At 73.2% G+C, this 22,670-nt stretch carries 19 protein-coding genes; 11 read left to right on the top strand and 8 right to left on the bottom strand.

Features of this window, described 5'->3' with window-relative positions; translation table 11 throughout:
• Together vioD and AW27_RS03120 are read right to left on the bottom strand one after the other, a co-directional pair.
• Positions 1 to 1,161 (bottom strand): capreomycidine synthase, encoded by a 1,161-nt coding sequence (vioD, locus tag AW27_RS03125; RefSeq protein WP_078555885.1) that lies wholly within the window; start codon positions 1,159 to 1,161, stop codon positions 1 to 3.
• Between the two features lie 20 nt (positions 1,162 to 1,181).
• On the bottom strand, positions 1,182 to 2,573 hold the full coding sequence (locus tag AW27_RS03120) for a KamA family radical SAM protein (RefSeq protein ID WP_037918177.1): 1,392 nt from the start codon (positions 2,571 to 2,573) through the stop codon (positions 1,182 to 1,184).
• A 483-nt stretch (positions 2,574 to 3,056) separates the two neighbouring features.
• Between AW27_RS03120 and AW27_RS03115 the strand changes: the two genes are divergently transcribed.
• From AW27_RS03115 to AW27_RS03085, 7 genes are all read left to right on the top strand, one after another.
• Entirely contained in the window at positions 3,057 to 3,671 is a 615-nt protein-coding gene (locus tag AW27_RS03115; RefSeq protein WP_078555887.1) for a helix-turn-helix domain-containing protein, read from the top strand.
• 69 nt (positions 3,672 to 3,740) lie between these two features.
• A complete protein-coding gene (locus AW27_RS03110; RefSeq protein WP_037918181.1) occupies positions 3,741 to 5,474 on the top strand; it encodes a carbamoyltransferase family protein in 1,734 nt (577 codons plus the stop codon).
• Complete coding sequence (locus tag AW27_RS03105; protein WP_037916679.1) at positions 5,471 to 7,228, top strand: condensation domain-containing protein; 1,758 nt, start codon at positions 5,471 to 5,473, stop codon at positions 7,226 to 7,228. The genes AW27_RS03110 and AW27_RS03105 overlap by 4 nt, the downstream gene beginning before the upstream one ends.
• A gap of 32 nt (positions 7,229 to 7,260) precedes the next feature.
• Positions 7,261 to 8,859, top strand: coding sequence for an AMP-binding protein (locus AW27_RS03100; RefSeq protein ID WP_037916680.1), 1,599 nt, complete (start codon positions 7,261 to 7,263; stop codon positions 8,857 to 8,859).
• Positions 8,856 to 10,547, top strand: a complete 1,692-nt coding sequence (locus AW27_RS03095; protein WP_037916683.1) for an ABC transporter transmembrane domain-containing protein — start codon at positions 8,856 to 8,858, stop codon at positions 10,545 to 10,547. The genes AW27_RS03100 and AW27_RS03095 overlap by 4 nt, the downstream gene beginning before the upstream one ends.
• Positions 10,544 to 12,394 (top strand): ABC transporter ATP-binding protein, encoded by a 1,851-nt coding sequence (locus AW27_RS03090; protein WP_037916686.1) that lies wholly within the window; start codon positions 10,544 to 10,546, stop codon positions 12,392 to 12,394. The genes AW27_RS03095 and AW27_RS03090 overlap by 4 nt, the downstream gene beginning before the upstream one ends.
• Positions 12,395 to 12,641: 247 nt before the next feature.
• Complete coding sequence (locus AW27_RS03085) at positions 12,642 to 13,022, top strand: STAS domain-containing protein (RefSeq protein WP_037916689.1); 381 nt, start codon at positions 12,642 to 12,644, stop codon at positions 13,020 to 13,022.
• 266 nt (positions 13,023 to 13,288) lie between these two features.
• On the opposite strand, the gene AW27_RS03080 is transcribed toward AW27_RS03085, so the two are convergent.
• Genes AW27_RS03080 through AW27_RS03070 form a run of 3 tightly spaced genes read right to left on the bottom strand, consistent with a single transcriptional unit; the run spans position 13,289 to position 14,798 of the window.
• Positions 13,289 to 13,618: a hypothetical protein gene (locus AW27_RS03080; protein WP_037916690.1), complete on the bottom strand. Its 330-nt coding sequence runs from the start codon at positions 13,616 to 13,618 to the stop codon at positions 13,289 to 13,291.
• Positions 13,615 to 14,232, bottom strand: a complete 618-nt coding sequence (locus AW27_RS03075) for an Asp23/Gls24 family envelope stress response protein (RefSeq protein ID WP_052030087.1) — start codon at positions 14,230 to 14,232, stop codon at positions 13,615 to 13,617. Before AW27_RS03075 ends, AW27_RS03080 begins: the two co-directional genes overlap by 4 nt.
• Positions 14,223 to 14,798, bottom strand: coding sequence for an RNA polymerase sigma factor (locus AW27_RS03070; protein WP_052030088.1), 576 nt, complete (start codon positions 14,796 to 14,798; stop codon positions 14,223 to 14,225). Before AW27_RS03070 ends, AW27_RS03075 begins: the two co-directional genes overlap by 10 nt.
• 171 nt (positions 14,799 to 14,969) lie before the next feature.
• Here AW27_RS03070 and AW27_RS03065 point away from each other — a divergent pair, with 171 nt between their 5' ends.
• The 4 genes from AW27_RS03065 to AW27_RS03050 all read left to right on the top strand — a co-directional run bounded on the left by AW27_RS03065 (position 14,970) and on the right by AW27_RS03050 (position 17,134).
• A complete protein-coding gene (locus AW27_RS03065) occupies positions 14,970 to 15,449 on the top strand; it encodes an Asp23/Gls24 family envelope stress response protein (protein ID WP_037916693.1) in 480 nt (159 codons plus the stop codon).
• Between the two features lie 65 nt (positions 15,450 to 15,514).
• Positions 15,515 to 15,697, top strand: coding sequence for a hypothetical protein (locus AW27_RS03060; RefSeq protein ID WP_037916696.1), 183 nt, complete (start codon positions 15,515 to 15,517; stop codon positions 15,695 to 15,697).
• A 26-nt stretch (positions 15,698 to 15,723) separates the two neighbouring features.
• On the top strand, positions 15,724 to 16,617 hold the full coding sequence (locus tag AW27_RS03055) for a DUF6286 domain-containing protein (protein ID WP_157840173.1): 894 nt from the start codon (positions 15,724 to 15,726) through the stop codon (positions 16,615 to 16,617).
• Positions 16,610 to 17,134 carry a hypothetical protein gene (locus tag AW27_RS03050; protein WP_052030089.1) on the top strand — a complete coding sequence of 175 codons (525 nt, stop codon included), beginning with the start codon at positions 16,610 to 16,612 and terminating at the stop codon, positions 17,132 to 17,134. The genes AW27_RS03055 and AW27_RS03050 overlap by 8 nt, the downstream gene beginning before the upstream one ends.
• A gap of 324 nt (positions 17,135 to 17,458) precedes the next feature.
• On the opposite strand, the gene AW27_RS03045 is transcribed toward AW27_RS03050, so the two are convergent.
• From AW27_RS03045 to AW27_RS03035, 3 genes are all read right to left on the bottom strand, one after another.
• Entirely contained in the window at positions 17,459 to 17,914 is a 456-nt protein-coding gene (locus AW27_RS03045; RefSeq protein WP_037916704.1) for a hypothetical protein, read from the bottom strand.
• Between the two features lie 705 nt (positions 17,915 to 18,619).
• The gene (locus AW27_RS03040; protein ID WP_037916706.1) at positions 18,620 to 19,783 is read right to left on the bottom strand and encodes a GDSL-type esterase/lipase family protein; all 1,164 of its coding nucleotides are present in this window, start codon (positions 19,781 to 19,783) and stop codon (positions 18,620 to 18,622) included.
• Between the two features lie 425 nt (positions 19,784 to 20,208).
• On the bottom strand, positions 20,209 to 22,503 hold the full coding sequence (locus AW27_RS03035; RefSeq protein ID WP_052030090.1) for an ATP-binding protein: 2,295 nt from the start codon (positions 22,501 to 22,503) through the stop codon (positions 20,209 to 20,211).
• Positions 22,504 to 22,670: the final 167 nt, after the last annotated feature.

Here is a 22,670-nt window from a genome sequence, read left to right as displayed (position 1 = left end):
TCACCGTCCGGCCCTCCGCGCCAGCAGGAATTCCGACAGCCCTGCGAGACCGGCCCGGAAGCCCTCCTCCGGGCCGCCGAAGCCGAGCCGGGCGCCGTGCGGTGCGCCGAAGGCGGTGCCGGGTACCAGCAGGGTGCGGTGGCGGGCCAGCAGTTCCAGACAGAACCGTTCCACCGCCTCCGGTCCGGCCTCGGTCTCCTCCAGCTCCCGGAAGACGGGCAGGGCGCACACGCCGCCCTCCGGCGGGGTCCAGCGGACCAGTTCCTCGTGCCCGGCCATCCACTCCGTCAGGTGCGCGAGGTTGCGCCGGGCCTCGGCCGCCCGGCGGCCGATGAGCTCGTCGGCGTGCCGCATGGCACGCTCGGCGACCAGCTCGACCAAGGGGGAGAGGAAGAGCGTGGTCCGGTCGCGCAGCGGGAAGGTGGCGGTGATCAGCTCCTTCGGCGCGACGGCCCAGCCCACCCGCAGACCGGGCAGGCCGAAGGTCTTGGAGAAGGTGCCGTAGGACACCGTGTCGCCGCCCTCCGCACCGGGGTCCGCCAGCACCTCCCAGCGGTGGGCGATCTCGGCGGTGGCGGCGTCCCACACGAGCACGGCGCCGGTGGCCGCGGTGCGCTCCGTCAGCGCCTTGAGGCCCTGCGGGGACAGCGTGACGCCGCTGGGGTTGTGCGGGAAGTTGACGATCACCGCGGCGGTGCCGGGGGTGACCAGGTCGTCCAGCACTTCCGGGTCGATCTCGCCGTCGCGCACGGCCCGCGCCGGCAGTTCGAGGACGTCGCAGCCGCCCGCCCGCGGGTAGTGGCCCAGGGAGTGATAGATGCCCTGCTGGACGACGACCCGGTCGCCCGGGTGCAGCAGGGCGCTCAGCGTCAGCGCGATGGCCTCGCTGGACCCGTGCGTGACGAGGACCCGGTCGGCGTCGCCGCCGGCATAGCGGTCGGCGATGGCCTGGCGGATGCCGGCGCCGCCCTGCGAGACGCTGTCGTCCATGACGATGTCGTCGAGGTCGGCGGCCGGGATGCGGCACAGGTCGCGTATCTCGGCGAAGGTGTACGGGTGGACGCCGCTGGAGCTGATGTCGTGGATGTCCGGGCCGAGGTGCCGGCGGTACCACTCCTCCAGCACCGGAGGGTCTTCACGCCGTGGACGGAGACTGCTCATGCTGTGCAACTGTCCCTTCTCTACCCCTGACGGGCTTCCCGCCACCAGCGCTGCCCGGAGAGCGGGAGCGTGTCGATGGGGTCGTAGTAGTGGTAGGAGCCGCTGTGGGCGTCCGGGTCCGCCGCTTCCAGCGGGGTGAGGTAGCTCTTGCTCCAGTGCGACACCCCGAGCTCGCGGTCGTACGAGTCGGCCTGGTCCACCCACCGCTTGCCGGCCATCGGTACGTCGCAGACGATCCGCGGGGTGGAGAACCCCGGCAGGTAGCCCAGGATCTGATGTTGAATCAGCTGGGCGCGGTGCAGCGGTACCCGCCAGTGCTCGGCGTTCGGGATCATGTCGCACATGTAGAAGTAGTAGGGAGTGATGCCTGCGTGGTCGATGAGCGCGAAGCAGAGGTCGAGCAGGTCGTGCGCGTTGTCGTTGATCCCGCGCATCAGTACGCCCTGGTTGCGTACGTCGTGCAGACCGGCGCCCAGGAGGGCCCAGGAGGCCCGGGCCACTGCGGGCGTCACTTGCTGCGCGGCGTTGGCGTGGGTGTGCAGCGCGACGCGCACGCCGCGCGAGCGGGCCTTGCGGGCGATGCGTTCGACGCCCTGGAGCACGGGCGCGGAGTTCCAGTGCTGGGGCAGTCCGATCAGCCCCTTGCTGGCGAGGCGGATGTCGCGGACCGACTCGATGTCCAACAGCCCGTCCACGAAGCGCTCCAGCCGCGGCCAGGGCATGTTGGCCAGGTCGCCGCCGGACACCACCACGTCCCGGATGCCGGGGGAGGAGCGCAGGTGCTCCAGGATCCGCTCGGCCCGGTCGACGGGCTTGAGCTGGAGCCTGTTCTTGGTGACCTGGGGGGTGGAGTTGCCCACCAGGTCCATACGGGTGCAGTGCCCGCAGTACTGCGGGCAGGTCGAGAGCAACTCGGCCAGCACCTTGGTGGGGTAGCGGTGGGTCAGTCCCTCCACCACCCACATGTCCTGCTCGTGCAGCGAGTCCCGGCTGGCCATCGGGTGCGAGGGCCACTGCGGCTGCCGGTCGGAGAACACCGGCAGCATGTAGCGGCGCACCGGGTCGTCGTAGAAGGCCTTGGTCAGCTCGCCCGGGCGGGCCGCCGCGGCCTCCGGGGCGATGGTGTTGACCATCTGCGGCGGTAGCAGCACCGACATGGTGGCGCGGTGCAGCCTGTCCCGTTCCCAGTCCTCGTAGAACGTCTCGTCGAGCAGGCCGCCGACGACCGCGCGCAGTCCCTTCGCGTCCTTGACGCAGTGGGCGCGCTGCCACTGCGGGTCCGCCCACTCCGCCTCGGTGACCTCGCGCCATCCGGGGAAGCGCCGCCAGTCCGGTTCCACGAGCCGACTGCTCCGGTACTCGTAGACGTCCTGGAGTGCTGCCGGTTCCGTCTGGCCGCGTGCTGTGTCCACCACCCGCCACCCATTCCCGTCGGTTTCGGCCGTATCGCCTGACAGCAACCGATCTTGCAGAGCCCCGGCGTTGTACACGAGGGGCGGTTGTACGGGGCACTCGGGCCGAGTGCCCCTGTACAAAAGACCGCCGAAGGCGGATGGTTGTGCGGGCAACGAACGGGCGGGCACCCGCGCGGCGCGGCGTTCCGGGGCGGGAAGGGGAACGTCCGGGGAACGCTTGCGAACGGACGATGCGGCGGTCTCGATGCGAGGAGTCTCATTCGGACGAACCGCCCTCCGCGTGGCCGGAAGCGTCGATTGCAGATTGATGGATATGTCAGTGGCATGTACCAATGTCCGAGAGATCCGGTGTGATGGTTTCCCGTCGCGCCCGGCGCGTCGGACCGGTTCTCGTGTCGGATCCGTACGCCGTTGACCAGGTTGTACGGCACGGGAGAGCCGGCGCTTCACCCGGCACCGTCGAACATTCAGGGGAGAGGCATGCCCAGGCCAGAGCGGTTGTTAGACCCCACAGCCGGACCGCTGGAGGAGTTCGCCCACACCTTGCGCGCTCTGCGCAAGCAGGCCGGGAACCCCTCCTACCGGATCATGGCGCAACGAGCCCACTACTCCGTGGCCACCCTCGCCGAGGCGGCCCGCGGACTGCACAAGCCCTCCCTGAAGGTGACGCTCGCCTACGTGGCCGCCTGCGAGGGCGATCCGGAAGCGTGGACCCGCCGCTGGTACCGCCTCAGCGCGGCCCTGGAAGGACGCGATGTCCCCGTCCGGGGCCAGCCGGGGAACGGCCTGCCCCCCACCCGGCCGACGGCCGGCCGCCGCCCCGGAGCGGGCGCTTCCGCCGCCGCGGCCCGACGGACCGAGCCGGGCGCCGCGGCCCGCGCCGTCGCCCCGCCCGTCGCCGCCGCGCGCCGCCCCGCCCAGAGCGCGCTGACCGCCGACGAGCGGGCCGAACTGCGGCGGCTGCGCCGCGAGGTCGAGCAACTGCGGCACGCCAACGCGGTGCTGAAGGCGGCGTCCGCTATCTTCGCCGCGGATCTCCGCACAAACTCCCAGGTCGTGTACAACCCGTCGGACCGACAAGATCCGTTGGCGTGACCGGACGCCGAGCGCCCCACGGGCCCGAGGCGGATCCGGCGGATGCCGACCGACCCTTGGGGACTGATCATGCGTGTGCTCGGAGTCAACGGCTGGCCCGGCGCCAGCCACGACGGTGCCGCCTGCCTCGTCGTGGACGGCGAGGTCATCGCCCTCGCCGAGGAGGAACGCTTCACCCGCAACAAGCACGCCTACGGTGAAGCGCCCCTCCACGCGGCCGCCCACTGCCTCGCGGAGGGCGGTCTCACCCTGGACGACATCGACGTGGTCGCCCACGGCTGGGACCTGCCGACCCTGTTCGCGGATCGCGGGCTTGACTGGTTCGACAGCGAAGCGGCCGCCCTCGAACACCTCCTGCCCAAGGCGCTCTTCCCGCGGACCCGCGACCCGCGGCTGACCTTCGTCAACCACCACATCGCGCACGCCGCCAGCGCCTACCACCTCTCCGGCCGGGACCGCGGCGCGATCCTCGTCCTGGACGGCCAGGGAGAGAACGAGAGCACCACCCTCGCCGTCGGCATCGACGGCGAGATCAAGACACTGCGCGCGCACACCCCGGGCTGGTCGCTGGGCTACTTCTACGCCGCCGTCTGCGAGTACGCCGGCCTCGGCGCCGACGCCGCGGGCAAGATGATGGGCTTGGCCTCCTACGGCACCCCCGGCGACCTGGGCTTCGGCGGCGCCTTCGGCTTCACCGACGAGGACTTCACCATCGGCGTCGTCCCTCCCGACCTGCGCTCCACGGGCACCACGGACGAGGAGACCGCCACCATCCGGTACTGGATGGAGCACCTGGAGAAGACCCTCCCCGAGACCCCCAACCACCGGGTGCGCCGCTTCGACCCCAGCACCGGCCGCTACGCCAGGGTCACCGACCGGGACCCCTTCGAGTACCGCGACATCGCCGCCACCGCCCAGGCCGCGCTGGAGCGCGCCGTCATGGGGCTGGTCCGCGGCCTGCTCCGGGAGACCGGCGAGACCACGCTGCTGATCGCCGGTGGCGTCGGCTTCAACGCCACCCTCAACGGCAAGATCATGCGGATGCCCGAGGTCCACGACCTCTTCGTGCAGCCCCTCGCCGGCGATCAGGGCGTGTCGCTCGGCGCCGCGGTCTGGGTCGCCGCCCAGGAGGGCGACCGCATCCGGCCCATGGACGGCTCGGTCGCCTGGGGCCCGCAGTGGTCCCCCGACGAGATCCGCCGGATCCTGGACGCCTCCGGAACCTCCTACACCGAGCCCTCCGACATCGCCGCCGCCACCGCCGACGTACTGGCCGCGGGCGGGGTCTCGGGCTGGTTCCAGGGCCGTGCCGAGGGCGGCCCGCGCGCCCTGGGACACCGCAGCCTGGTCGCCGTACCCGACCCGGAGTCCACCCGCGACCGGGTCAACGTACGCATCAAGGACCGCGAGGCCTGGCGGCCGTTCGCGCCGAGCATGCAGGAGGAGGCCGCCGAGGCCCTGATCGGCACCGCCACCCCCCTGCCCTACATGATCGTCACCACGCCCGTCACCGAGGCCGGCGCCGCGGCCATGCCCGCCGTCGTCCACAGCGACCGCACCACCCGCCCGCAGACCGTCTCGGCCGCGGTCGACCCGCTCTACCACCGCCTCATCGGCGCGGTCGGCGGGCACACCGGGACCCCCGTCATCATGAACACCTCCTTCAACGGCCGTGACGAGCCGGTCGTGTGCAGCCCCCGCGACGCCCTCGCCACCTTCCACCGGCTGCCGCTGGACGCCCTCGCCCTCGGCCCGTTCCTGATACGCCGTCCCGCCGGATTCCCGGGGGAGGCCGGCGCGTGACCGCCCCGGTACGGCAGCAGGGCGCCCCCGGCGCCCCGGACCCCGAGGTCGCGGACCCCGACGCCCGGGCCGGGGCCACCGCCCCCGGAGGCCCGCCCGAGGAGGAGATCCGCGCCCTGCTCGCGGGCTGGCTCGCCGAAGCCGTGCTCGACCCCGGTGCCGACCCCACCGGCCCGCTGATCGACCTCGGCGTGGACTCCCTCGACCTGATCCGCACCGCCCGCCGCATCGAGGCGTCCTTCGGCGTACGGGTACAGCTGCGCGAGATGTTCGCCCCCGGGCTGACCACCGCCGGGCTCGCCGCGCTCGTCGCCGGGCGGGCCGCCCTGCGCGGCGGGGCCGAGACCGCCCCGCCCGGCGCCGCCCACGGGCCCGTCGTCCTCACCCCCTCCCAGGAACAGGCGTGGGAGGAGCAGACCGGCGAGCGCGGCCAGTGGAACCAGGCCCTGCTCTTCACCACCAAACCGGGGATCGACCCCGGCCTGTTCGCCGAGGCCGTCCGCCGGCTCGTCGCCGGCCACGCCTCGCTCCGGCTGGCCGTCGAGGACCGCCCGGCCCGTCGCCCCCGGCAGCAGACCGCCGCTCTGGACACCGACGGTCCGCCCGGCGCCGCCCTCGGAGCAGCGCTCGACACCGTCGACGTCTCCGAGCTGGCCGACGCCGACCTCTCGGCCGCGGTCGCCCTGCGCTGCGCCGTCGAACAGCGCTCCCTGGACCCGGGCCGGGGCCGCGTGGCCCGATTCGTCCGCTTCGACGCGGGACCCGCCCGGGCCGGCCGGCTGCTGATCGTCATCCACCAGATCGCGATCGACATGGTGTCCTGGTCCGTCCTGCTCGCCGACCTGGAGGAGGTGTACACCGCTCTCGAACAGGGCCGCCACGACGTGTGGCCCACCGAGGGCACCGCCTACCCGGAGTGGGCGCGGGCCCTCGCGGCCCACGCCCGCACCCCCGAGGCGGAGGAGCAGGCGCAGTGGTGGACCGAGGTGGCCCGCACCCCCGCCACCCTGCCCCCGGACCACCCCGTGGCCGACCCGCGGGCCGTGAACACCGCCGCCACCGCGGCCATCCACCGCGAGGAGTTCCCCGCCGAGCTCACCGCACGCCTGCGGACGGCGGCCCGCGCCCACCGCGCCCACGCCGGCGACCTCGTCCTGCACGCCCTGGGCGAGATCCTGGCCGAACGGCTCGGCGAACCCGCGGTCCGCGTGGACGTGCTGCGCCACGGCCGCGAGGAGACCGTCGGGGACACCCATCTGGCCCGCACCACCGGCTGGTTCACCACCACCGTCCCCGTCCGCCTGGATCTGGCCGCCGCCACCCCGGCCGAACGCCTGGCCACGACCGTGAGCCACCTCGCCGCCCTCCCCGGCGGCGGCGTGGGCCACGGCGCGCTCGCCCGGCACGGCCGGCCGCGGATCGCCGCCGTGCTGCGTGCCGCACCGCCCAGCGACGTCTCCTACGACTTCGAGGGCGACGACGCCGACACCCTGCCCCTGGGCACCCTCCTGCCGGACGTGGCCCCGGAACCGGTCGGAGACATCACCGCCCCGCACTGGACCCGCCCCCATGCCGTCGAGGTCATCGCCACCACGGAGGACGGGGCCCTGCGCGTCGAATGGTGGTACTCTACGGCCCTGCACGAGGCGGCGACCGTACGCGCGCTCGCCGCCCGCCACCGCCATGCCCTCGTCACCCTCGTGGACGCCCTGGCCGCCCCCGGCGCGCCGGACGCCGAGGCCCCCACCCGCTGACCGCCGCACGGACGGACCGGAAGACACCTGCCATGACCTTGCCCAGCATGCTGGACCCCTTCTTCGCCATCGCCCGCTCGGACCCGGACCGGCCCGCCGTCGTCGACAACGGCGTGACCGTCGGATACGGCCAGCTGGCCCGCTGGGCAGGGGCGGTCGCGGACCTCGTGGCCGCCCGCGGCCCGGCGGCCGGCCGACCGGTGGTGGCCGTCCAGACGCACCACAGCGTCCGCGACATCGCGGCGGTCCTCGGCGTCCTGGCCGCCGGCCGGGGCTACGTCCCCCTCGCCGACGAGCCGGTCGAGCACACCGAGGCAGCCCTGCGCGCACTCGGCTGTCGGGAGCTGGTCGCCACCGCCGAGTCCGGCCGGCTGCCCGCCGTCGACCGCGTCCTGCGGCCCAACTGGGGCCGCTCCAAAGCGCCCCTGCCCGAGGCCGGCGAGTCGGTCCGGCCGCAGGACCCGGCCTACGTCCTGTTCACCTCCGGCTCCACCGGCGCCCCCAAGGCGGCCGTCGTCCCGCACGGCGCCCTCCACGCGGTCCTGCCGCACCTGGGCCGGCAGTACGGGGTCGGCCCCGGCACGGTGGCGCTCAACTTCCACCGGGCGGACGGCGACACCAGCCTGGAGGAGATCCTGCCGACCCTGCTGGCCGGCGGGCTCGTCATCCTCGACGAGGACAGTGAGGCCGACCTCGACCGGGTCCTGACCGACCACGAGGTCACCCTCGTCAACCTGCCCGTCGACTACTGGCACCTCTACACCGGCCATCTGCTCGACACCGGCCGCGCCCTGCCCGGCTCCGTCGAGACCGTCGTGATCGGCGGCGAGGCCGTCCGGCCGGACATGCTGGAGCGCTGGCGGCGGCTCGGCGCCGACCACGTCGTCCTGCTCAACACCTACGGGTCCACCGAAACCGCGCTGGTCACCCATAGCGCCGTGCTCGCCGGCCCGGGTGCGGCCGCGGCATTCCCGGACGGTGTACCGATCGGTCGACCGCTGCCTTCCGTCCGGCAGGCCGTGGTGTCCCGGCCCGACGTGCCGCACGGGCCCGGCGAACTCCTCGTGGCCGGACCCCAACTGGCCACCGGGTACGTCGACGACCCCGAGCGCACCGCCGCCCGGTTCGTCGAAACCGACCCCGGCAGCGGCACCGACCGGTGGTACCGCACCGGAGACCTCGTCACCGAGGACGCCGAGGGTTCGCTCGTCTTCCACGGACGCATCGACCACCAGGTCAAAATCCGCGGGCATCGCGTGGACCTGCTGGACGTCGAAGGAGCCGTGGGGCGGCTTCCCGGCGTCACCGCCGTCGCCGCCGTGGCGCACGCCAAGGGCGAGCACACGGTCCTGGTCGCCTTCGTGGTCCTCGCGCCCGAAACGACCGGGACGACCGACCGGACGGGGGTGACCGGGGGTCCCGGGGCAGTCGGCGTACGGGGCGTGCCGCGGGAACCGGACCCGGTGGCCGGCGGACAGCGCGCCGACGACGACGCCGCGGCCCTGCGCGAGCAACTGCGGGCCGCCGTCCCCGGCCCCCTCGTGCCCGACCGGATCGTCGCCGTGCCCGAGCTGGTGCACACGCGTACCGGGAAGGTCGACCGTGCGGGCACCCGGGACCGGTACCTGTGACCAACCGACTCTTCGACGCCTCGGTCGCCCCTGCCGCCGTCCCCGAGGCGCAGGCCGGCGGCCCCTGGGCCTACCTGTGGTGGCTGGCACGGATCCGCCCCCGGCCGCTGGTCCTCGCCGCTGTGCTCGGCGCCCTCTGGATGGTCCCCCTGGCGCTGATCCCGCTGGTCCTCGGGCGGGCCATCGACGAAGCCGGGCGCAACACCGGTCAGACCGGGCTCTACCTGTGGTCGCTGCTCGCCCTCGGCCTCGGCCTCCTCCAGGCCCTCGCCGGCGCCGGCCTCATCCAGGCCGCCGTCGGCGCCGAGGCCCACGCCCTGTCGGTCACGCACCGGGTGCTGATGCGTCAGGTCGTGCGGCTCGGCGCCACCCTGCGCGGCAAGGCCCGCTCAGGGGACGTGGCCGCCTCCGCCACGGCCGACGTGGAGAGCATCGGCAACGCCTTCGAGGTCGTCGGCCGCACCGTCGGGGCGGTGGTCGCCGCCGTGGTGGTGGCCGTCGCCCTCACCCTCACCTCGCCGGTCCTCGGGCTGGCCGTGCTCATCGGTGTCCCCGCCGCCGTCCTTGGGATCGGCCCCCTGCTGAGGCCCCTCCAGGAACGCGACGAAGCCCAGCGCGAGCAGATGGGCATCGCCACCTCCCAGGCCGGCGACATCGTGGCCGGGCTGCGCATCCTGCGCGGCATCGGCGGAGAGGCCGGCTTCGCCGAGCGCTTCCGGCGCACCAGCCAGCAGGTGCGCCGGGCCGGTGAGTCGGCCGGCCGGATGGAGGCCTGGCTCCAGGCGGCCGGAGTCCTCCTGCCGGGACTGGTCACCGTCGGCATCGTCTGGCTCGGCGCCCGTCTCGCCCTGAACGGCACCATCACCGCCGGTGAACTCGTCGCGTTCTACGGCGCCTCCGCCTTCCTCACCCTGCCGGTCAGCACGGCCACCGAAGCCGCCGAGACCCTCAGCCTCGCCAAGGTCGCGGCCGGCCGGGTCTGCAACCTGCTGCGGCTGGCCCCCGAGACCGTCCGCCCCGCCCATCCCGTTGCCCTGCCGCCCGGGGCCCTCGCACTGGCCGATGCGGACACCGGCCTGACCGCCGCCGCCGGCCGCCTCACCGTGGTCACCGCTCCCGCCGACCGTACGGGCGAGCTCGCCGACCGCCTCAGCCGCCCCGGCGCCCGCGGCGGCCCCTCGGCCGTCCGGCTCGGCGGGGTAGCCCTGGACCGGGCGGATCCCGAGGAGCTGTCCGCCAGGCTGCTGCGCTCCGGTCCGGCCGACGTCCTCTTCAGCGGCACCGTACGGGAGGAACTGACGGCCGGGTCCGCCCGCTCGCGGGAGGCCCTGGACCGGGCCCTGTTCGCCGCCGACGCCGCCGACGTCGTCGCTGCCCTGCCCGGCGGTCCGGAGGCCTGGCTGGACGAGGGAGGCCGCGCCCTGTCGGGCGGCCAACGCCAGCGGTTGATCCTCGCCCGCGCCCTGTTCGCGGCACCCGACCTGCTGATTCTGGAGGACCCCACCGCCTCGGTCGACGCCCACACCGAGGCCCGCATCGTCGACCGGGTCGCCGCCCTGCGCTCGGGTCGGACCACCGTGGTCCTCACCGACAGCCCACTGTGGCGAGCCGCCGCCGACCACGTGGTCCGCCTCGACGCGGAGTCCGCCCCCGGCGGCACCGACCGCCCGGCAGGAGTGCCCTCATGACCACCACCCCCACCCGCCTGGAAGCCGCCCCGGACCCCGCCGCCGCACCGTCCGGCGGCGGCAGGCTCCCGCTCGCCGGCCGGGCCGAGGTCCGCGCCTGGACCCGCGTCTTCCTCCGCGGCGAGGGCTGCCGACTGGCCGCGACCTTCCTGCTGTTCGCCGCGGCTCTGGTGGCGAGTCTGATCGGCCCCCGACTGCTGGGACACCTGGTCGAGTCGGTCAAGGACGGCACCACCACCGGCCGCGTCGACATGCTCGCCCTCGCCTTCGTCGCCATCCTGGTCGGCCATGCCCTCCTCGCCCGCGCCGCCCGCACCCGGGCCACGCTGCTCGGCGAACGCGTCCTCGCCCGCACCCGTGAGAACTTCGTCCGCCGAGTGCTCGGGCTTCCGCTGTCCGAGGTGGAGGCGGTCGGCACCGGCGATCTGCTCAGCCGCGCCACCACCGACGCCGACCGCCTGAACGAGAGCATCCGGCAGGCCGTCCCGCGCATCGCGCTGGCCGCCGTCACCCTGCTCTTCACCTTCGCGGCCATCCTGCTGGCCTCACCGCTGCTCGCCCTCGGCCTGCTGGCCGGCGTACCCTTCGCCGTCCTCTCCACGTGGTGGTACCGGCCGCGCGCCACCCGCGCGTACGAGCTCCTCCTCGCGCAGGAGGCCGACGTGCTGGCCGTCACCCACGAGACCACACGCGGCGCCGCCACCGTCGAGGCCCTCGGGCTCGGTCCGCGCCAGCTCCGGCGGCACGGCACGGCGGTCGACCGGGTGGTGCGCACCCGGCAGCGCACCACGTGGCTGCAGACCATCTGGTTCCCGAGCCTGGACCTGGCCACCATGGTCCCGATGGCGCTCACCCTGCTCATCGGCGGACTCGCCTACCAGCGGGGCGAGGTCGGGCTGGCGGAGCTGACCGCGGTCGTGCTCTACGTCCAGGCCCTCGGCGAGCCGCTGAACGACCTCCTCACCTGGACCGACGAACTCCAGATCGGCAACGCCGCGCTGCGCCGGATCCTCGGCGTCGAGCGGTTGCCCCGCGAGGTGCCGCAGCCGCCGGCCCCCACCGACGGCCATGCCATCAGCCTCGAAGAGGTCCGCTTCGGGTACGGACCGGGCCGCGAGGTCCTCACCGGCATCAACCTCGACATCGCCGCCGGTGAACGATTGGTGGTCGTCGGTGCCTCCGGCGCGGGCAAGTCCACTCTCGGCAAGCTGCTCGCAGGCGTACACCACGCCACCCGGGGGACCGTGCGGATCGGCGGCGCCGACATCACCAGCCTGCCGGTGGGCCAGCTGAGGCGGGAGATCGTGCTCGTCACCCAGGAACAGCACGTGTTCACCGGGACGGTGAAGGACAACCTGCTGCTGGCCGACGGCAAGGAGCACGGTACCGAGGGCGGCGCCGAGCACGGCACCGGGCCGAGTGCGGCGGACGCGCGGCTGTGGAAGGCGCTGGAGACCGTCCTCCTCGCGGACTGGGTGCGCTCCCTGCCGGACGGCCTGAACAGCGAGATCGGGCCGGGCGCGGCCTTGGTGTCCCCCTCGCAGGCTCAGCAACTTGCCCTCGCCCGGCTGCTGTTGTCCGACCCCTGCGCGCTGGTCCTCGACGAGGCCACCGCCCTGCTGGATTCCACGGCGTCGCGCCGGGTGGAACGCTCGCTCGCCGCGCTCATCGAGGGCCGTACGGTCATCTCGATCGTGCACCGCCTGGACACGGTACGCGACGCGGACCGCATCGCGGTCATGGACGGCGGACGCATCGTCGAGCTCGGCAGCCACGACGAACTGCTGGCGGCCGGCGGTGCCTATGCCGCCCTGTGGCGCTCCTGGGACGCGGCCCGCCAGGCCTGAGCCGCCCGGGCGGAGCGCCACCCGCCGGCGCGCCACTGCACGGGCACACCGGCGCGCCCTGACCGAAATGCCGGGTGACGCGGCCGCGGAGCGGCTTCACCCACCGGTGGGAGGGGCGACACCGCAGCCTCGGGTTTGTGACGCGCCGGGAAGGGCGGTCCCTCGTGTGCGCACGTCTTGCTCACCGGCCGGGTGAAGCGGGCGTTTTCATCGTTTCCCAGGGCCCGGCCGGTGGTGTTGTGGGTGCGTGAGCATCCTGATCAGTTCCCCGATAGCTGCCCCGCCGGACCCGGACGAGACGGAGACCTCCGGCATAGAGCTCGGCTGTACTTCCGGTGGCGACGTCCTGAGGGTGCGGCTCACGGGTGAGGTCGACCACTTCACTGCCGCGCCCCTGCGGATCACGCTGGCGGCGGCCGCCGTCTACGGCTACCGGCATGTCGAGCTCGACACCACTGCCGTCACCTTCTGCGACTCCGCGCTGCTCAGCGCCCTCTCCGGCTGGTGCAGCCGCGGCCGCACGCTGTCCCACACGGCCACATCCGTGACCGTCCACCGGCTCTTGGCCCTGGACCGCGATCTGGTCTTGCGGAAAGCCCCCTGCGCGCGGGGAGCAACCGGACGATGACGTTCGTTGTGATGACGACCGTGCCCCTTCTCCTCGCGCTCTTCCTGACGCTCAGGGAACCGAGACATCCCGCGCGCCGCCATCGCGCGAGCGGCAGAGCAAGCTGAGGCGCTCCTGAACGGGTGGCCCGTGCCCGCACTCGACGGGCACGGGCCACCCGGACCAGCCCTTCCCCCGCACCGGCGGGCAACGGCCCCCCCGTCGGCCGTCACGGCCGACAAGGGGCCCGGATTCCCCTGAGCGCGGTGCCGGCTGTGCGGGGAGGGTTACACCATGCCGGTGACGGTGACCTTCACCGTCTCCGGTGTGGCCGCTGCCGCCTCGGCGGCCGCCGCCCGTACGGCCCTGGCCGTACGGGCCGCCTGCTGTGGTGCGCGGACGACCACATCGACCTGCAGCCCGGCAACCGACCCCTGGGAGTCGAAGGTGATGCGCACCGCGGCCCCCGGTGCCCCGGGGCCACGGGCGGCGGACGGTCGGGTGCCCGCTGTGTGCAGGAAGCTGCGCAGGCCGGGGCGCAGGCATGCGACGCCCGGGACGGCGAGGACGGCTTCGGCGACGATCAGGGCGAGGTCCTTGGCCCGTTCGCTCTTCATGGCCCGGCCTCCTGTGACGGGTCGGAGGGTTCGTGGAGGTCGGTGACGGTGACGTGCAGGTCCGCGACGGCCAGGCCGAGTCGGTCCCGGGCGGCGCGGGCGAGGCTCTCGCATACCGCACGGGTGGTGGCCTGCAGGTCGAGCCCGTAGGCGGCGGTGATGCCGAGGCGGACGGAGACGGGACCGCGTGCCGGGCTGGTGCGGCTGCCGGGCGGGGTGATGCGGCAACTGGCGGCCAGTACTCCGGGCACTTCCTCGGCGGCGGTGCGCAGGGTGCGGGCGGCCACGGATTCATAGATCCAGCTGTCCTCGTCCGCCTCGCCCAGCGGCAGGTTGCGTCCCGGGCGCAGCTCCATGCGGACCGCGTCCATGACCCGCCGCACCACGGTGGCGGTGTCGATGTCGGCGGACGATGCGGTCGTCGGGGGAAGGGCGGCGCGCAGGTGTTCCAGGTCCGCGACGGCCTGCCGGCAGTAGGTGCAGTCGGCGTTGTGGGGGTCGGTCTCCGCCGTGCCGGCCTGCTCCCACACGGTCGCCAGGTCCCGCCCGCAGGCGAGGAGTTCGAGGTCTTCGTCCTCGAACGGGTCGTGGGAATCGGGGGTGTTCATCGCCATGCGGCCATCGCCTCCGTCAGCATGCGGCGGGCCCTGAAGACGCGTGCGCGGGCCGCTTCGGGCCGGATCCCCACCGTGTGGGCGATCGTCTCGTAGGGCTGGCCCTCGATCTCCCGCAGCACCCAGCAGACCTTCTGTTCCGCGGAGAGTGCACCCATGGCCTGGGCGAGGTCGCGTACGGCCGCGTGCGACTCGGCGGCGCGGGCGGGCGAGGACTGGTGTTCGGGTGCCGCGGGCTCGGTGATGGTGTCGAGGTCGGCGGCGTGTCTGCGGGCCCGCAGCAGGTTCAGGCACCGGTTGGTGACGATGCGGTGCAGCCAGGTGCCGAACCCGGCCTCGCCCCGGTACTCGGGCAGGCTGCGCCAGGCACTGACGAAGGCGTCCTGGACGGCGTCCTCGGCTTCGGACCGACTGCCCATGAGGCGTTCGGCGAGCTGCAGCACGGCCGGGGAGTGACGGTGTACCAGCACCTCGAACGCCTCCTCGTCCCCTTCCGCCGCCCGGACGGCCAACAGCCGGTCACCCGCCTCGGCCTCATCGTCGTCCGGACCCCACCGAGCGTTCAACACGAGCTCCTTCCAGCCTCCACTGCTTTGACACCGCCTGCCCGGCTTTCGTTACGCCGCACCGATCCGCACTGCTGTTCACCCGTTCACGGCAAAAGGTCCCGTAACGAACGGCGGTCTCGCGGTGTCAAAGGAGTACGAACCGCAGACGCACCAGTCCAGGGAGAAGCGATGACCGCACCGCAGGAGAAGACTCTGGCCCGCCCGGAACACGCCAACGGCACGGTGCCCGGGGCGGGCCGGACCGAAGTGAGCGAACCCGCAGGTACCCGCGGCAGGACGTCGATCGCGGACACCGTGGTGGTCAAGATCGCTGGACGGGCGGCCCGGGAGATCCCCGGTGTCCACGACATGGGCGGCGGCCTGTCCCGGACGCTCGGCGCCGTACGCGACCGGGTGCCCGGCGGGCGGCCCAACGTCGGACGCGGGGTGAAGGTCGAGGTCGGTGAACGCCAGGCCGCCATCGACGTGGAGCTGGTGCTGGAGTACGGCGTCCCGGCCCCCGACGTGGCCCGCGATGTCCGGGAGAACGTGATCGCCGCGGTGGAGCGCATCACCGGACTGGAGGTGGTGGAGGTGAACATCGCGATCACCGACGTCCACCTGCCCGGCGATGACGGGGACGACACCGCCGAGGCGCGGGTGTCCTGACGCCCGCACCTGGATCCGTCTGCGGACGGTACGGCACGTCGTCGATGAGGGAAGGGAAGACGGTCATGGGCAGGGACGTTCTCGGGATGGTGGTCGGGATGGCGTTGGGTTTCGCCGGCTGGTTCGGCGGCTTCGGCGCGTTCCTCTTGGTCGCAGCCCTGGGCGGGCTCGGCTACGCGGCCGGCCGCTACACCGAGCGGGGCGGGGATCTGCGTGATCTCCTGGTCGCCGAGCGCGGGCAGCGGTGAGCCCCGCCCAGCGGGGTGTCACCGTCGTGTCCGACCGGGTGGCGGCCAAGATCGCCCGGCAGGCCTGCGCCGAAATCGCCGTACCGGCCGGTGGGCACGTCCTTCGCAGCACCGCGAGCAGGACCGGACGTTCCGTGGAGGTGACCGTGGACGTGGACCTGCCGCTCACGCCGCCGGACGGCATCAACCGGATGGCCCACCTCCACGACCACCTGGTCGGGCGGACCCGGCACTTGACCGGTCTGGACGTCGCGCCCGCGTACATCCGGGTCCGTAAGCTCACCGCCGAACCGGGCCGCCCCGGCTCGGAGGCCGCCGTCCCGGCACCGTTCACGGGACGCCGGCCGTGGTCCCGACGCGGGACCGCCGCCGCAGGACTGGGTGCCGCCGCGGCGGTCGTGTCGGTCCTGCTGCTGTGGACCGTCTGCCACAGGTATGCCCCCGGCATGCCCCCACCACCCTGGAAACAGGCGGAGGAACTGGCGCGCACGTCCGCAAGCCATTCCTTCGTGCGCCCGGCTGCGGCCCTCGCGGCGGCCGTCGCCGGGGGTTGGCTGATCCTCCTGGCGCTCACCCCCGGCCATCGGCGCACGTCGGCACTCGGATGCCCGCAGCCGGTCCCGGTCCTGGCCCGGATGACGCGGAAACACGCCGCCCGTCGGGTGCTGGCGGCCGTCGCCGAAGTACCCGGACTGCGGGTGAGCAGCGTCCGCTTCACCACCCGCAAGATCACCGTACGGGCCCGAGCAGCCTTCGGCAGGCCTGCAGAACTCCGCCAGGCGACGGCCGAGGTCCTCTCGCGGACCGTCGAGTCCATGGGCCTGGCAGGGGAACCCGAGGTGCGGCTCGTGCTCATCGGCGCCCGGGAGGCACGTCCTGTGGGAACCGTCCGGCCTGGAGCGGAGGTCGCAGATGGGTAGCCGCACGGTGTTCAACCGGATGGTGCTCGCCGTCGCCGGCCTCGCCCTTCTCACTGCCGCGGCCGCCATGGCAGGCAGGGTCGAGAGCGAGGCCGCAGACGCCGCAGTCCGGCAGGTGCGGCAAGCGGGGCCCGGGCTGCTGATCCTCGTGTGCTTGCTGGCCCTCGCGGCCTCCCTGGTTCTGCTCACCGCACAGATCCCGCGCCGCGCTCCGCGCCGCCTGGCCCTTTTGGCGCCAGGCTGCCACCTGGACAGCGCGGCCGTCCGCCGTGCCGTCCGAACGGGATGCTCGGCCGTCCCAGGGATCGTGCGGGCCCGCTGCCGGCTGACCGGTCGTGGGCCCACGATGACCCTGGCCGTCACCCTCACCGTGGACAGCAGAGCCCACCCCGGTGAGGTCCTGGCCGCGGTGACGCACGGCGTCCTCACGCAGATTGCGGCCGTGCTCTCCCCCCGGCACCTGAAGACCCGCATCCGCGTGCGCGTCCAACGGCCCGGACCCCGTCGGGTGCTCTGACACAGCCTCTGCAGGCCTATGACCCGCCCTCGGCGAACGACCAGGCCATCTCCGGGGAGGAGGCCGTCGCCCGGCCCAAGGAGGCGGCCGCCATCCGGCGGGAACGGATCACCATCGCCTCGAAACCGGTCGCTCGGCAGGCCCCCCCGCTTCCCGGGCCGGAACCGACCCGTGCGGGGAGGAAACCGGTGAAGCCGAGCCGCACCCGGCGGCTGTGCCCGCATGCCGGGCGGGCGGCAGGGTCACCCGACCGGGCCGTGGCGATCCAAGTCGTGATCAGCGGGATCGAATCGGCAGCGACCTGTCGGACCCGCCAGGATCCGCCTACTCTACGACCGCGACGGTGAAGGGTGCCTCGTTGTTGTCGGGAGTGCGGTCGTCGAGAGGAGCGACGATCTGTACCAGGCCACCGCTGAGGATTCCGAGTGCGGTGTCTTCGCCGATCCGGGCAGGGATCAGCGCAGTGACCGTCTTTTCCGGGGCGAGCCTTGCGGGCATGGTGCAGCGGACACGCCTGCCCCGGCTGCCGGGAAGAACGTGGCAGTTGTCCGGGTAGAACGGCGCCTCCGCGGTGGTTCCCTCCGGCAACTGGACGTTCACGGTGAAGCGTGCCGTGGTCGTGGCGGGCCCCAGATTGGCGATCATGGCGTGCACTGTCGTAAGGGAGCCGGGTGTGGCCGGGTCGGGGTCGAGCCTGATGACTTCGAGGTCGGAATTGAGGATGGCGGCGTCAGCGGTGGCAGGCAGGAGCCCCGCCATGGTCAGGGCACCGAGCGCCATCAGTGCTCGCCCGGCGCGGGTGGTCTTCCTCAGAGGCATGTGCGTGTGCTTTCCGGTGTGGGGACAGGGGTGGTCGCCTCACCCTGAGCGGGTGTGACCACCAGTGCCTTCCCCGGTCCTCGCCTCCGCGGATTCACGCATCCCCGGGTCTTCACCCGATGGGACGCGCACCGGCAGCCCAAGGGGGGCAGGAGGCGCCGTGACCGGCGGGTGGTGCCGTCCGCCCACCGGTTCTCGGCACCTGGCGGATTTCCGCTCGGCCGGTCACCGGGCGGAGACCCGCCGTGCGAAGTCCCCCGCGATCACTGCGCCCGCGGCCATCGCCGGGAGGGTCGCCGCCGGGTCCGTCCACCTCCTGCTCGGCAGGGCTCGGACGACTGACCCTCGGGGGTGTGCGCCGCCGTCGACAGCGCACACCGCACCACGCCCCGTCCCGTGATCGGTTGGGCCCGTTACGGACGCACGCCCACATTTCCGTGGCCGCTGCATTCACCCCTTGGCCGCATACACGAACAGGGGGAAGGGCAACGATGCGCCCCACGAATCCCACCGCTCCATCCGATCCCCGGGGCCGGCTTCCGTTGGAGCGGAAGAGGGGTGTGGAATCCGCGGAGCCGCGCGCCTGCCTGCGTCGTCCACGGGTCGCTGTTCCCTCCGCCGGTGTCGCCGTCGACCGCCTTGGCGGCCGTCTCCTCGGCGGTGGTTCTACGGGGCGGCCGTGAGGTACATGCCGCTCGCGTCGCGGCCGCTGGTGTTGCGGCAGGACCAGTTGCCGTTCGGTTCGGCGTGGAGCAGCGTGAGGCAACGCCCGAGGGCCTGTTGGGCGAAGTAGTTGGGGTGGAAGGATTCCTCGATGGTGCCCTGGGTGCTGGAGCCGATGTCGAGGAAGCGGGCCCAGTCGCTGGTGGTCGCGGTCGGCGGGGTGTTCGGGGTGGCCATGCGGGTGGCCCTGGAGCAGACCTCCCGTCCCTGCAGCATGTCGCGCAGGTCGAGGAACTGGACGCCCTTGGCGGCAGCGACCTTGGAGATCTCGCGCGAGATCTGCGGGACGAGGCGGTCCCGGGCCCAGTCGGAGTCCAGGTTCCAGAACGGGCAGCCGCCGGTGCTGTAGCGGCTCCACCCGCTCTCCGGGTAGCGGTTCTCCGAACTGCGCGGTATGGGCGAGGGGTAGGACTGCAGGACGATCCGGTAGCTGTTGCCGGCGTATCCGGCCGTGGTCATCACCGCACGGATCTCGTCGATCGCCTGGCGCACTCCCGCCATCGCCCTGCCCATGCGGGCGTCGACGGCGTCCTGCTGGTCGTCATGGCAGTAGGACCACCAGATCAGGTAGTCCTGCACGCAGGTGGAGATGATGTCGGCGAACCCGAGGTCGTTCCCGCCGATCGACAGGGTGATCAACCGCACGTCGTACCGTTCGGCCACCGCGGCCAGCTGATCGGCCTGCGGCGCCTCGCCCTTGAGGGGCTGACCGCCGTGGGTCGCGCGCGGAACGTTGGCGGTGACGGCACCGGAGCAGGAGAGGTTGATCTGTTTCTCGGCGACGGTGGGCGCGCTGAGGACCTCCGAAACGTCGGAGCGGTCGCAGCCGTTGGCTGCGGACCCGCCGTAGATCCGGGCCGGGTCGTAGCCGCTTCCGGTCCAGGCCCGGTCGGTCCCGGCGCGGTCCTGGGCGTTGGTCAGGCTGTTGCCCTTCCAGCGGCCGGCTTCACCGGAGATATAGCTGTCGCCGAGAGCGACCGAGGCCGTGGGCTTGGGATCCGGCGCGGGGGCGGCGCCGGCGGGTGGCGCCATGACGACGAGCGGCAGGGCGAGCGCAGCCGCGGTCAGCGGCGTGAGGAGGCGGAGTGTGCGACGGCTCGCGGGCAAGGCGAACTCCTCGGGGATGTGCCGGGCGGCGCGGCCCGGCGGGTGTGGGGGTGGTGCCGCCGTCGGGAAGATCCGCGACGACGGTCGCGTGCATGACAACCATGGGGATGCGCTGCTCTTCGACCGACGTGGGGACCGCCTTCGAAGACCACCGGTACGTGGTCCACTCCGGGCGGTCCCGTTGCGCGGCACGGGAAGGGTTCGGCACAGCGGGAGCGCAGGCACGTGCCCGCACGGCCTCGGCCGGGGGCGCCCCGGGAGAAGCCGGTCGTGCTCCGGCCCCGGGGAGGCGTTCCGCGGAACGCCCAGGGGGCAGGACCGGATCCTGGCTCGGACCCGGAGGCACGGCACAGTCTGCGTCACGGACAGCGGGCCGCAGCAGCGCGTTACCACCCGTTTCACCCGGCAGACCCGACCGGGTGGAACTACGCACTCTGCCAGGGGGGCGCTTCGGCGGCCCGCCGCTCTCCGGCCGGATCGAGTCCGACGGCCCACGTGACGACCTGGACCCGGGAGGACAGGTCGAGTTTGGCCAGGATCCGCTGGACGTGGCCCTCGACGGTGCGCGGCGAGATGACCAGTCGGGCGGCGATCTGCTTGTCCGCCAACCCCTGGACGAGGAGCTCGACCACTTCCGTCTCGCGCCGGGTCAGCGGCGACGGCGGGCCGCCCTCCTGCGACGTGTCGGCGGGCTCCCATGCCAGGGCGGCTTCCACACCCCGGGCCAAGGGCATCTCCGCACCGGCACGCAGCGCGTCCTCCAGCGGTTGCGCGCCGAGGGCGCGCCGCAGCTGCTCCTCGCAGGCGCCGCGGTGCCGCAGCAGGCGGCCGAGCGCAGGCCGCGCGATACCGATCCGTCGCCACAGGGCTCTGACCACTCCCAACAAGGTGGCACTGTGCCCCGCGGACCCGTCGGCCGCGGCGATCCAGGCAAGCAGCTCCAGTGACTGTGCGACGGCCAGCAGGTTGCGCTCCGGCTCTTCGGTGCGCAACGCGTCCTTGAGCGCGTCGACGGCCTCGCCCGTGTCCGACCGTAACCAGGCCTGGAGGCCGATCAGCCACAACGCGTAGCAGCGCGACCAGCGAGCACCGTGGCTGTCGCACAGAGCCAGGCTCTGGCGTGCCCGGTCGGCGGCATCAGGATGCCCGGTCAGGGAGCAGGCGACCGCGAGCAGGAAGAGGGTCGTCCACTGGTTGCCGTGGTCGCCTGCGGTCGCGTAGAGCTCCAGAGCCTCTTCGAGAGAGGCGACCGCGCCGCTCAGATCGTCCAGTAATAGAGCGCGCAGGCCGATGAGTTGCCGTGCGTGGGCCCGGATCGGCGCGTGGCCCAGGTCCTCGGAGACAGCCAGGCACTCGGCCATGCGGGTGGTGACGGTGGACGTGTCGCCTCGTAGCAGGGCAAGCCAGCAGTCGGCCCACAGGGCCTTGGCCCGCTCCGGAGTCGGAGCGGTGTGGCGGGCGAGAGCGCGTGCGAGCCAGTGCCGTTCCTCCTCCAGGCTGCCGCTGCCGAGGTGGTGGCTCCAGAGGGAGGCGACCAGTTCCAGGGCATCCTCTCCCTCACCCGGAGCGGTCAGCGCGAACTCGACGGCCGACCGCAGGTTGGCCTGGTCCCGGTGCAGGCGGGCGAACCAGGCGCTCTGCCGGGGGCTGAACCAGTCCGTCTCGCCGTCCGCGACGAGGCTGCGGTAGTGATCGAGGTGGCGTCGACGGGTCTGTGCTTCACGGCCGTCCGCACGCAGTCGGCCGAGGCCGTAGCAGCGAATGGTCTCCAGCATGCGGTAGCGGGCTTCATCCGGATGGTCCTCCCGGATCAGCAGGGACTTGTCGACCAGCGCCGCGAGGGTGGTGAGCGCGTGGTGGCGCGCGGGGCCGGCCACGGAACACACCGCCTCCACCGCACAGAGCCCGAACCCGCCGTGGAAGACGCACAGTTCGGTCCACATGCGGCGTTCTTCGGGGGTGCAGAGCTGAAAGCTCCAGTCGATCGCGTCGTGGAGCGTCCGGTGCCTGGCGGAGCCGGTCGGGGCCGACCGCGCGGGCAGACGGGTGCACTGGTCGAGGCGGTCGAGGATCTGCCGGACCGGCAGGACGCGCAACCAGGCGGCGGCGAGTTCGATGGCCAGCGGGATGCCGTCGAGCCTGGAGCAGAGCAGCCCGGCCGCCGTCCAGTCGTCGTGGTGGCGCGGGAATCCTCCGGACGCTGCCGCCGCACGCTCGGCGAAGAGCTGCACGGAGGCGTACCGGGGCAGGGAATCGGGCGCGGGCAACCGGTCCGGGTCGGGGGTGGCCAGCGGACGCAGGTCCAGGATGTGCTCCCCGTACACCCCCAACTGGTGTCGGCTGGTCGCCAGGACCCTCAGGTCCGGGGCTGCCGCGAGCAGGGCGCCGACCAGCGGTGCGCAGTGGGCGGCGAGATGTTCGCAGTTGTCGAGGAACAGGAGCAGGTGGCGGTCGGCGAGGTACTCGGTCAAAGAGCCCTCCCGGCCGGCGTCCGGGCACCGGAGATCCAGGGCCTGGGCGATGACCTGTACAAGAAGGGAGCCGTCCCGGACGAGCGAGAGGTCCACCGGACAGACCCCGTGCGGGTAGGAGGACTGGAGGTCGCGCGCTGCCCGGCGGGCGACACGGGTCTTGCCGATGCCGGCGGTCCCCGTCACGGTCAGCAGGCGTGTCCGTGTCAGGAGCAGGCGGGCCAGGGCCAGGTCATGGCTCCGCCCCACGAGGCTCGTCGTTTCCGCGGGGATGCCGCGGTCAACCGATCGGTCTGGAAGCATGGCTCATGACAACCCGCCGGTCGGCATCATGCCACCACTGCGGGGAAAGACGGCCGACAGCGGAGCGGGCGCCGGCTTCCCGCACCGGCCCCGGGACGGGAGCCGCACCCACC

Origin of the sequence: Streptomyces sp. PCS3-D2, assembly GCF_000612545.2 — a bacterium.
Taxonomy (GTDB): domain Bacteria; phylum Actinomycetota; class Actinomycetes; order Streptomycetales; family Streptomycetaceae; genus Streptomyces.
The sequence above is the reverse complement of the archived record's forward strand: the minus strand, read 5'-3'. Positions and strand labels throughout refer to the sequence as shown.

Bases quoted from the DNA above. Each gene is read 5' to 3' on its own strand.
- AW27_RS03100 (WP_037916680.1), top strand. From the start codon at position 7,261: ATGACCTTGCCCAGCATGCTGGACCCCTTCTTCGCCATCGCCCGCTCG.
- AW27_RS03090 (WP_037916686.1), top strand. From the start codon at position 10,544: ATGACCACCACCCCCACCCGCCTGGAAGCCGCCCCGGACCCCGCCGCC.
- AW27_RS03065 (WP_037916693.1), top strand. From the start codon at position 14,970: ATGACCGCACCGCAGGAGAAGACTCTGGCCCGCCCGGAACACGCCAAC.
- AW27_RS03115 (WP_078555887.1), top strand. From the start codon at position 3,057: ATGCCCAGGCCAGAGCGGTTGTTAGACCCCACAGCCGGACCGCTGGAG.
- AW27_RS03060 (WP_037916696.1), top strand. From the start codon at position 15,515: ATGGGCAGGGACGTTCTCGGGATGGTGGTCGGGATGGCGTTGGGTTTC.
- AW27_RS03075 (WP_052030087.1), bottom strand. From the start codon at position 14,232: ATGGCGATGAACACCCCCGATTCCCACGACCCGTTCGAGGACGAAGAC.
- AW27_RS03050 (WP_052030089.1), top strand. From the start codon at position 16,610: ATGGGTAGCCGCACGGTGTTCAACCGGATGGTGCTCGCCGTCGCCGGC.
- vioD (WP_078555885.1), bottom strand. From the start codon at position 1,161: ATGAGCAGTCTCCGTCCACGGCGTGAAGACCCTCCGGTGCTGGAGGAG.
- AW27_RS03080 (WP_037916690.1), bottom strand. From the start codon at position 13,618: ATGAAGAGCGAACGGGCCAAGGACCTCGCCCTGATCGTCGCCGAAGCC.
- AW27_RS03110 (WP_037918181.1), top strand. From the start codon at position 3,741: ATGCGTGTGCTCGGAGTCAACGGCTGGCCCGGCGCCAGCCACGACGGT.
- AW27_RS03045 (WP_037916704.1), bottom strand. From the start codon at position 17,914: ATGGCGCTCGGTGCCCTGACCATGGCGGGGCTCCTGCCTGCCACCGCT.